This window comes from Acidovorax sp. DMC1, from assembly GCF_056314325.1.
Genome location: NZ_JBQUYO010000020.1, coordinates 1 through 1,271 on the forward strand (window position 1 = coordinate 1; position 1,271 = coordinate 1,271).

A 1,271-nucleotide genomic window follows, 5' to 3' on the forward strand; every position below is an offset into this window, starting at 1 on the left:
CCAAACAGATACCCCTGGAAGCCCTCGCACCCATGCAGCCTCAGGAACGACAGCTGCCCCGTCGTCTCCACCCCCTCCGCCACCACCTCCAGGTCCAGGCTCTTGGCCAGCGCCAGGATGGTCCGAACAATCGCCGCGTCGTTCGGGTCCGTCAGCACGTCCCGCACGAAGCTCTGGTCGATCTTCACCTGGTCCAGCGGCAGGCGCTTGAGGTAGGACAGGGACGAGTAGCCGGTGCCGAAGTCGTCCAGTGCAAAGCCCACGCCTTCGCTTTTGAGCTGCACCATGCGCGCGATGGTGTCTTCGATGTCTCCCAGCAGCAGGCTTTCGGTGAGTTCGAGTTTGAGTTGCCGGGGGTCGGCGTTGTGGTTCTTCAAGGTTTGCAGCACTTCGGCCACGAAGCCGGGTTGGCGGAATTGGCGGGCGCTGACGTTGACGGAGATGGACAGGTGGGCAGTGTCCGGGTGCTGGCTCCAGCGCTGCAGTTGTTCGCAGGCGGTCTGGAGCACGTATTGGCCCAGGGGGAGGATGAGGCCGGTCTGTTCTGCCAGGGGGATGAAGTCGGCCGGGCTGATCATGCCGCGCTGGGGGTGGCGCCAGCGCACGAGGGCTTCTGCGCCCAGCAGGCGGGCGTGGTGGTCGACCACGGGCTGGTAGTGCACGAGCAACTCGCCCCGGGCCAGGCCCTGGCGCAGGTCGGCTTCGAGGTTGGAGCGGGCGTTCACCGCTGCCTGCATGTCGGGGTCGAAGAATCTCTGGGTGTTGCGGCCTGCAGCTTTGGCCTGGTACATGGCCAGGTCGGCACGCTTGAGGAGTTCGTCCACGGTGAGGCGTTCGTCGCCAAAGAGGGTGATGCCGATGCTGGGGGTGCTGTAGTGCTGGGCGCCGTCCAGGTTGAAGGGCTGGTTCAGGCTGGCCAGGAGTTTTTCTGCGACGGTTTCTGCCTGGGTGGCGGCGTTTTGCAGGTCGGGGGCCAGGGCTTCGAGCATGACGACGAATTCGTCGCCGCCAAAGCGGGCGACGGTGTCGGCTTCGCGCACGCTGCCCACCAGGCGGGCGGCGACCTGGGCCAGGAGTTGGTCGCCCATGTCGTGGCCCAGGGTGTCGTTCAAGTCCTTGAAGTTGTCGAGGTCGATGAACAGCAGGGCGCCGAGGTTCCTGGTGCGCTGGCAGGCAGCGATGGAGCGTTGCAGGCGGTCCAGGAGCAGGCGGCGGTTGGGCAGGCCCGTGAGCGCGTCGTAGAAGGCCAGGCGTTCGATTTCTTGCTCGGC

1 protein-coding gene is annotated in these 1,271 nt (G+C 65.9%); it reads right to left on the reverse strand.

Translation table 11 applies throughout. From position 1 onward, the window contains the following. A partial coding sequence (locus ACT531_RS21715; RefSeq protein WP_476018761.1) for a putative bifunctional diguanylate cyclase/phosphodiesterase occupies positions 1–1,271 on the reverse strand: 1,271 nt, incomplete at both ends.